Annotated in this window: 8 protein-coding genes and 2 tRNA genes; all 10 read left to right on the top strand. The window is 45.6% G+C overall.

Annotated elements, in window-relative coordinates; translation table 11 throughout:
- Positions 1-221: 221 nt before the first annotated feature.
- Positions 222-296, top strand: a tRNA-Gln gene (locus tag KH208_RS09610).
- A gap of 8 nt (positions 297-304) precedes the next feature.
- Positions 305-381, top strand: a tRNA-Glu gene (locus tag KH208_RS09605).
- Positions 382-622: 241 nt separating this feature from the next.
- The gene (locus tag KH208_RS09600; protein WP_367114957.1) at positions 623-1,762 is read left to right on the top strand and encodes a tyrosine-type recombinase/integrase; all 1,140 of its coding nucleotides are present in this window, start codon (positions 623-625) and stop codon (positions 1,760-1,762) included.
- Between the two features lie 85 nt (positions 1,763-1,847).
- Complete coding sequence (locus KH208_RS09595) at positions 1,848-2,126, top strand: BrnT family toxin (protein ID WP_291435802.1); 279 nt, start codon at positions 1,848-1,850, stop codon at positions 2,124-2,126.
- The gene (locus KH208_RS09590) at positions 2,107-2,454 is read left to right on the top strand and encodes a BrnA antitoxin family protein (protein ID WP_291435801.1); all 348 of its coding nucleotides are present in this window, start codon (positions 2,107-2,109) and stop codon (positions 2,452-2,454) included. Before KH208_RS09595 ends, KH208_RS09590 begins: the two co-directional genes overlap by 20 nt.
- Before the next feature lie 267 nt (positions 2,455-2,721).
- Positions 2,722-2,931, top strand: coding sequence for an AlpA family transcriptional regulator (locus KH208_RS09585; RefSeq protein ID WP_291435800.1), 210 nt, complete (start codon positions 2,722-2,724; stop codon positions 2,929-2,931).
- Positions 2,932-3,132: 201 nt separating this feature from the next.
- Positions 3,133-5,124 carry a Qat anti-phage system ATPase QatA gene (gene qatA, locus KH208_RS09580; RefSeq protein WP_291435799.1) on the top strand — a complete coding sequence of 664 codons (1,992 nt, stop codon included), beginning with the start codon at positions 3,133-3,135 and terminating at the stop codon, positions 5,122-5,124.
- 13 nt (positions 5,125-5,137) lie between these two features.
- Positions 5,138-6,004, top strand: a complete 867-nt coding sequence (gene qatB, locus KH208_RS09575; protein ID WP_291435798.1) for a Qat anti-phage system associated protein QatB — start codon at positions 5,138-5,140, stop codon at positions 6,002-6,004.
- A complete protein-coding gene (gene qatC, locus KH208_RS09570; RefSeq protein WP_291435796.1) occupies positions 6,001-7,359 on the top strand; it encodes a Qat anti-phage system QueC-like protein QatC in 1,359 nt (452 codons plus the stop codon). The genes qatB and qatC overlap by 4 nt, the downstream gene beginning before the upstream one ends.
- Positions 7,360-7,370: 11 nt before the next feature.
- Positions 7,371-8,120, top strand: coding sequence for a Qat anti-phage system TatD family nuclease QatD (qatD, locus tag KH208_RS09565; protein WP_291435794.1), 750 nt, complete (start codon positions 7,371-7,373; stop codon positions 8,118-8,120).
- The last annotated feature ends 1 nt before the right edge of the window (position 8,121 follow it).

Here is an 8,121-nt window from a genome sequence, read left to right as displayed (position 1 = left end):
GCTTCGGAACCACATTTTCGGCATTTCATATTGCTTTCCTCCTTCTACAAAGAAGATAGCATATATGAAGTTATCTGTCATTGAAAAAGTTGATGTCTCATCTTTGAAGTCCCTGGCCTCACGGAATTGTGTTGTCTATCTCGTCCCCGGAAAACTTTCTGCGTTTTGACCAAAAATTTATTGACAATCACCCCAACCTCATCTATTTTTCCACCTCGTGTTGGGCTGTCGTTCAATTGGCAGGACGGCGGATTCTGGCTCCGCTAATCAAGGTTCGAGTCCTTGCAGCCCAGCCAACACATGCGTCCCCATCGTCTAGCCGGCCCAGGACAACGGCCTTTCACGCCGTCGACAGGGGTTCAAATCCCCTTGGGGACGCCAATTTTTGGATATTAGAGAGCGGCAAGGTACAAAATACCTTGCCGCTCTTGCTTTTTAGCGATTCGGGCTCTTTCCCGAATCCATCCAAATCCTGGTTCATCCAAGAGTAATACGGGTATTTTTGCGGATATCGAAATGCGGTAGTAATTCGATACCCGCTTTTTTTCGTAATATCTTAAAATTGAAAGATATTTTGTCCATTCGGGTATCCTGAAATCCACCTTAAACCAAGGAGAATCGGATGGCTCTTACGGATATCCAGATCAAGAATTTGAAGTACTCTGGCAAACCCATGAAAATTGCTGACGGCGGCGGTTTATACCTCTACCTGTCCGCTTCCGGCAAGAAGCTCTGGCGCTTGGGATACTATTTTGAGCGCAAGGCCAAAGTGCTCAGCTTTGGAGAATACCCGGTAGTCACCCTGCAAAAGGCTCGTGAGAAGCGCATGGAGGCCAAGCAGCTTCTGGCTGACGGCATTGATCCAGCCGCCGTGAAAAAAGCCGCCAAGGAAGAACAGGTTTCAGAGGTAAAGGATATGTTCCGGAGCATCGCCTTGGAATGGTTCGAGGCCCGGACAACCGACTTCACGGAAAAACACCGGGGCACGGTCATGTACCGCTTGGAGAAGTATATTTTCCCGGTCATAGGCAAGGAACATATCGCCCGGATGGAGCCCCAGGACATCCTGAAGGTTGTCCTGCCCATTGAGAAGAAAGGCCAGAATGAAACCGCCCGCCGCCTGCTGCAAATCATCGGGCAGATATACCGCTACGCCGTAATCACGGGCCGGGCCAAGCGGAATCCGGTAACAGACCTGCACGGCGCTATACGCCCCAGAAGCGTCACCCACAGAGCGGCCATCACCGAACCGAAAAAGGTAGCCCAGCTTCTGCGCAATATTGATGGCTATGAGGGCTATTTCCCCATCGTATGCGCCCTCAAGCTGGGGCCGTTGGTCTTTGTGCGCCCGACCGAACTTCGGGCCGCAGAATGGACGGAGTTCGATTTTGAGACCAATGAATGGCGCATCCCGGCCACGCGCATGAAGATGAAGCAGATGCACATCGTGCCGCTCTCCAGACAGGCTGTGAAAATCCTGAAAGAGCTGCAACAGTTTTCCGGCAGCGGAAAACTTCTCTTCCCTTCAATCCGCACGGCAACACGCCCGCTCTCCGATGCCACCGTACTCAATGCCATACGCCGCATGGGCTATGCCAAGGATGAAATGAGCACGCATGGATTCCGTTCCCTGGCGTCCACCCTGTCAACGAACTCGGTTACAACCGGGATTGGATTGAGCGCCAGCTCGCCCACGGCGAGCGCAACGATGTGCGGGCGGCGTACAACTATGCTGAGTATTTGCCGCAACGCACTAAAATGATGCAGGAATGGGCTGACTATCTGGACAAATTGAAAGCAGAAAAATAACTCGTCCCAAATTGACGTAGCTACAAAATGGAGTTACTATGAATATGGAATTCGAATGGGACGAAGCCAAGCGCCGGAGCAATCTGGCCAAGCATGGTGTCGATTTCACGGACGCCGCGCAGGTTCTGGCTGACGCCCGGCTTATCCTGGAAGATACCCGGCGTGATTATGGAGAACAACGCTGCCTTGCCTTTGGAGAGATGAACGGCCTGCTTTTCGTCGTGGCCTTCACTCTCCGCGACGGAGCCTTTCGCATCATCTCCGCCCGCCGCGCCAACTCCAGAGAAAGGAGGTTTTATGAATCGCAAACCGCATAAGAAGCCGCCCACGCGCATGACGTTGCGTGAAGCTCAGGACGCCGGTTCACAAACGGACTGGCAACGCCTGCGCGATATGCCGGACGAAGCTGTCACCAGCGCTGCCGAAACCGATCCAGATAACCTGCCGCTGGATGATCCTTTCTTTGAAACGGCCCGCCGTCTGCCCCCTTCCGCTCTGCTCAAGGAGGCCAAGCAGCAGATAACCCTGCGCATAGACGCAGATGTGCTGGAATGGTTCCGCGCTTCCGGCTCCGGCTATCAAAGCCGCATGAATGCGGTCTTGAAAGCCTACGTCCAGACACATAGCGGACACGGCCAGATATAGAAAAGTAGTACCCCAACATCGAGGCGACGCATTGCTATCAAGTAATGCGCCGCTTTTTTGTAACCGATTTTGTTACCCCTTGAGCCATCCAAAAGTAATGAAGCCAGGGATTTTCCAAACCCTATCAACAAAAAATGTGTCAACGGGGTACTACACAATGCAATCCAATAATCCCTCAGCCCACAGTTTTCCGCACACAAAACGGCTCGTCAAAAAAGCCATGATACGCTTCCAGCAAAAGTCAAAGACACATCAGGAGGTGTAATCATGACTGCTATGACGAACATACCCAAAGTGGGCTTCCTTCGACTCCCCCAAGTCCTGCAACTTGTACCCATCAGCAAAAGCGCATGGTGGGAAGGCTGCAAAACAGGCCGCTTCCCCAAACCGGTCAAGCTCGGCCCGCGCACAACGGTCTGGCGGGCGGAGGAAGTTATGGAATTTATTGAACGGATTGGGGCGCAGGTGGAGGAATAGCGAGCTTCGTATACATTTGGAACTTCAGAGAGTGAAGGTTACCTTCGCACCTTAATAAAAAAAAGGCTTGTGGTGAATGCCATAAGTCTTTTTTATTGCTCGCGGCCTTTCCCAGGCGGGCCTTGCGTTATCTGTTTTACGGCTGTAACATTGTGCTTATATATTCTTCATTTAAATACGCTTCTGGCTTTGGAGGTCACAATGATATTGTCGGACTGTGAAACTTGCAATGACTTGCTCAATAATCAGGCGATTGCAGATACTATCATTGGGCTGATCTTGAAACGCCCAGGGCTGCCAATCACAATTGGCGTCCACGGCGACTGGGGGGCTGGTAAATCAAGTATTTTAGAAATGATTGAGGCTGGCTTTAATAAAAATTTTGATAAATACGCTCACTGGTTGCCAGATCCCAAATTGACCACAGAGTTTGAAATAGAAGACCTAGAAGTGCAGACTCTTCTGGCCGAGGAGTATACACAACGTGATTTTTTGTGCCTCAAATTTAATGGCTGGAGATTTCAGGGGTTTGAAGACGCCAAAATAGCTTTGCTTGAAGGGATTGTCGATGAGTTGCTCAACAAAAGATCAGTCCCTGAGCAAGCGAAGCAGGCAATCCAGAATGTTTTTAAGCGAATAGATTGGCTTAAGGTTGCAAAAAAAGCTGGCGGTCTTGCTCTAACAACCCTGACAGGCATCCCCTTACCAGAACAAATTAAAGATGCCACAGATATTCTTAAAAAACTAATTAGCTCGCCTTCGACAGTTCTTACTCAAGAGAATATCGAAAAAACCTGCTCAAGCTGCCTAGACATTCTGAAGCCTGCTGGCGAAGGTACAAATGTACCCAAAGAGGTTAGAGAATTTCAAAAAGCTTTTGACGAACTGTTGGACGCTGCAAAAATTAAACACTTAGTTGTATTGATTGACGATCTAGACAGATGCTTGCCAGATACTGCCATCGAAACTCTTGAGGCAATTAGATTATTTCTGCTTACAAATAAAACAGCATTTATTGTAGCTGCTGATGAAGGGATGATAGAGTATGCAGTTAGAAAGCATTTTCCTGATCTGCAAGAGAGCTCAAGTTCACAGTCATACGCGAGAAACTACTTAGAAAAATTAATACAGGTTCCATTTCGCATTCCATCGCTAGGAGATACTGAAACAAGAATTTATGTCACCCTTTTATTAATTGAAGCAATTGTAGGCCAACACAGTTCTGCATTTAAAAAACTTGCTCTTAGCGCAAAAGAAAACCTAAAAAAACCATGGATTTCTGGTGCGCTGGATAGAGAATCCATAAGGGATATATTTCAAGATCAATACGACTTGATAAAGGATAATATTCTTTTAAGTGAACAAATTTCACCAATGCTTGCCAGTGGGACGAGCGGTAATCCACGCCAGGTAAAAAGGTTTTTGAATTCCCTTCTATTGAGATATGGTATTGCGCAAGCAAGAGGATTTGAAAGTGATATTAATATGCAAGTGTTAGCTAAAATAATGCTTGCTGAAAGATTTTACTCAAGTCTTTTTGATAAAATTGCTTCAACCTCTGCATCAAGTGATGAGGGCCGCTGTCTTTTTGTGCAAAAATTGGAAGAGCATTTTCTCGAAGGCGCGTCAACAGAAGACGCAACCGCTGACTTAACCAGCCAAGATGCAGAAATGTTTCAAACTTTCCAGAATTCAGAAGCGATTTCCGGGTGGGTCAAAATTTCACCGCTGTTGGGTAAAATCGACTTAAGGCCGTATTTATTTCTTGTCAAAGACCGGAAGGACTATTTCGGGCCATTGTCCGCTCTTGGACATCTTTCAAACGTTGTAGACAAACTTATGGGAGGTAAGTTCGCGGTCGCTTCACTCGGAAAAGAATCTGTTAAGATCCAGCCGACAGAAGCAACTCTTTTATTTGAAGAGATAAGGCAAAGAACCTTGGGGCAGAACCTCTCGACAACCCCTCCTGGCGTCGAGGGGATGAAGTTTCTTGTGCGTAACTTTCCTGCACTACAGAATAATCTATTGGATTTTCTTGAAAGTCTCCCTGCAAAAAAACTCGGGCCTTGGGCTGCCGGGTTAGGGGTCAGCATCAGTGGAGCCAATACTCAACGATACAACAACTTATTGAAGAAATGGAACGCCGAAGGATCGAAAGAGCTAAAGGCGACGTTAGCTTCACTCTTAAAGTAAAGGAGAATCCCAAATGGGCACATCTGGCTCATACGGCGGCCCCTCCGGCGGAAATCCCTTAATCCCCTCTTGGCTTGATGGAGCAGATGATGCCCCTACTCAAGGCCAGGACGGGCCAGTGCCGACTCCGCCTACAGATGGTATGGCCCCGAACCAGCCGCGTGAAACGTCAGTATCAGAGCCCGATCCGAACCGCTTTAGAGGGCCAAGAGTAAACTTTACCCAGTTCGTTCGTTCTGGTGGGGAAAATAGAGCAAAACTCGGGCGAGCTTTGTCGGGGTATGTTTCACGTTCAACTGGCGGTGCAGGTGGAGCTGCTCTGCGTATGGGTTCTTCAAAAACAACTAGCGCCAAGTTAGCCAGCTTTTTATCCGTTGCATCTGGTCATGGGGCGCATGAAGCTCTGAAGCGGTTTAATTTATCATATTTAGTTGGCCGAAATCTATCTGAAGTTTTGACTGGGCTTATGGATGAGGTTTGCCCCGCAGGTGGATCCGTTGATGAGGGAATTGCTCGAGACGCCTTTGTTGAAACCATTGATTCACTCAGTAAGGATGGTGATATTTCTTTTGATGAAATATCCCAAGAGCAGCTACAAGCTATTTTTGAAATATATTTATGCAAGACAATTGAAGCAAGGATATGTAATGATATTGGAAATAAATCTATAGAAATTGCAAGCGATATCCATGTTATTCAAAAAATACAAGAGCAACTCTTTGACTTTATAAGAACTAGCGTTTCTATGGCAACAAACAGTATTGGAGCTATCTCAAATACGGTCAATAGGGATAAATTTGATGGATATGTTCAAGAAATATACGAAAAAGCATTCTCTTATTTGGAGTATCTAGGTGAATACGCTGGAGATGAAAAATGACAAAACATTCTATTGTAGGCGTATTTGGAGAAGAAGAGTATAATGCAAATTTAGTTAACAAATCGCATTCAGCAGTTCTAAATTATGCAAAAAACGATAAACATTTGAATTACGGCCTTGCAGACGCCCTAATGGGTTTATATAAATTCAACTTACAGCCGTCTGAAATCGGAATTGATTTATTAGTATTTGCGTCACTGGTCTATGCTGCTGATACAAGAATTTCAAGAGCTTCTGAATCTCAAGATAATTGGACGAGAGAAATACAGCTAGTAGTGCCCGTCAGCAACGTGGAGCGCTGGCAAGAAGCTGCTCCTCAACTCAGAACAATGCTGAATTTTTTGACGGGGGATCGCTGGTCGTTTGCATTCACGTTAAGGCCAACACAATTTTTGAATCTCACAAAACCAACGACACCAAGCCTTTTAGGAGATAAATATAACAGCCTAGGCCTATTTTCTGGTGGTCTAGACAGCCTCATTGATTCGATAAATGTCCTTGAAGAAGGCAAAACGCCACTCTTTATTAGTCACTCTGCTGAAGGGGCTGTTAGCTCTTCACAAAGAAACCTATTGGCACAACTAAGGCGACATTACGGAAAACAGAGAATTGATGCGTTAAGGCTTTGGATGTCATTCTCAAACAATTTAATTCCTGGAGTTGGAGCCGAAGAAACAACTCGCGGGCGTTCTTTTTTGTTTATAGCGCTTGGCGCTTTGGTGGGAACTGCATTCAGAGCACCCATAAAATTGCGAATTCCAGAGAACGGCTTCATTGCATTAAATGTGCCCTTAGATCCTATGCGACTGGGAGCCCTTAGCACTAGGACAACGCACCCGTTTTATCTCGATAGATGGAATGACATTTTGGCTACGCTAGGTACTGATGTTCAAGTCGAAAACCCCTATAGGCATTATACAAAAGGCGAAATGGTTAAGAACTGTTCCAACATGTCCTTCCTTGAATCAGTTGTAAATACGAGTATGTCTTGCTCCTCACCTACAAAAGGACGGTGGATGGGTAAGGGGCAAGAGCATTGCGGCTACTGCCTACCATGCTTGGTCAGGAGGGCTGCACTATTAGCAGGCCTGCAAAATGAGGACACCACAAGTTATTCTAAGGACTTGCTCCAGAAACCGCTCAATGCGTTAGAGTCGGAAGGAAAACAGGTTAGGTCATTTCAACTGGCGATAGAGAGATTACGCATGAATCCAGGGGCAGCACGGTTTTTAATTTATAAACCAGGCCCCCTTTCTGATGTGCAAGGGGAAATAGACGATTTAAAAAATGTTTATGTTCGCGGAATGAGCGAGATTGATAAATTGCTCACAAACGTTAAAACGATATCAAAGTAGGATGTTCTTCAATGTATTTTATTGATTGCCACTGTCATATTGATTTACTCAAAGATATGCAAAAGGCGATTGAAAAAAGCGAACGTGACAAAATTTATACTATAGCTGTAACAACGACTCCAAGAGCTTGGACTCGCAATATGGAAATGACAAAAAAAACTCGCTACGTCCGCGCTGCGTTGGGAATTCATCCACAATTGATTTCAAGCGAGGCTAATGAGTTTGAGTTATTCAAAAAACACATTGGAGAAGCTAGATATATAGGAGAAGTTGGACTTGATGGAACTTCACAAAATGCATATTCCTTTGATCTTCAATGTGAAATTTTTTCAAACATATTGAATTACTGCTCTACGCTTGGAGGAAAAATTCTCTCTGTTCATAGTCGCAGAGCTGCAAAAAAGACACTCGACATTATAGAGAAAGATTTATCAAGGCAAAAAAACGCCATCATTTTACATTGGTTTTCAGGCACTAAAACGGACATTTTCCGCGCTATCGATCTTGGTTGTTATTTTTCCATAAATCTAAAAATGTTGTCATCTAAAAGTGCGATGCAATTGGTTTCTTGGCTGCCTCCAGAAAGAATATTAACAGAAACAGATTTTCCGTTTACATGTGATGATCAACGATTTGACCAGCTATCTAATATAGAATTATGCATAGAGAGATTATCCAGTATTCACAGCCTTCCATTTGATGACGTGAAAAAAAATGTATGGAGTAATTTCCGCTCACTTCTCTCTTCCGACCTTGCATAGT

Source organism: Desulfovibrio sp. (assembly GCF_018379785.1).
Taxonomy (GTDB): Bacteria; Desulfobacterota; Desulfovibrionia; order Desulfovibrionales; family Desulfovibrionaceae; genus Desulfovibrio.
Note: the sequence above shows the minus strand (reverse complement) of the source record. Positions and strands in the feature narration are given on the sequence as shown.

Bases quoted from the DNA above. Each gene is read 5' to 3' on its own strand.
- qatD (WP_291435794.1), top strand. From the start codon at position 7,371: ATGTATTTTATTGATTGCCACTGTCATATTGATTTACTCAAAGATATG.
- qatB (WP_291435798.1), top strand. From the start codon at position 5,138: ATGGGCACATCTGGCTCATACGGCGGCCCCTCCGGCGGAAATCCCTTA.
- KH208_RS09600 (WP_367114957.1), top strand. From the start codon at position 623: ATGGCTCTTACGGATATCCAGATCAAGAATTTGAAGTACTCTGGCAAA.
- KH208_RS09590 (WP_291435801.1), top strand. From the start codon at position 2,107: ATGAATCGCAAACCGCATAAGAAGCCGCCCACGCGCATGACGTTGCGT.
- qatC (WP_291435796.1), top strand. From the start codon at position 6,001: ATGACAAAACATTCTATTGTAGGCGTATTTGGAGAAGAAGAGTATAAT.
- KH208_RS09595 (WP_291435802.1), top strand. From the start codon at position 1,848: ATGAATATGGAATTCGAATGGGACGAAGCCAAGCGCCGGAGCAATCTG.
- qatA (WP_291435799.1), top strand. From the start codon at position 3,133: ATGATATTGTCGGACTGTGAAACTTGCAATGACTTGCTCAATAATCAG.
- KH208_RS09585 (WP_291435800.1), top strand. From the start codon at position 2,722: ATGACTGCTATGACGAACATACCCAAAGTGGGCTTCCTTCGACTCCCC.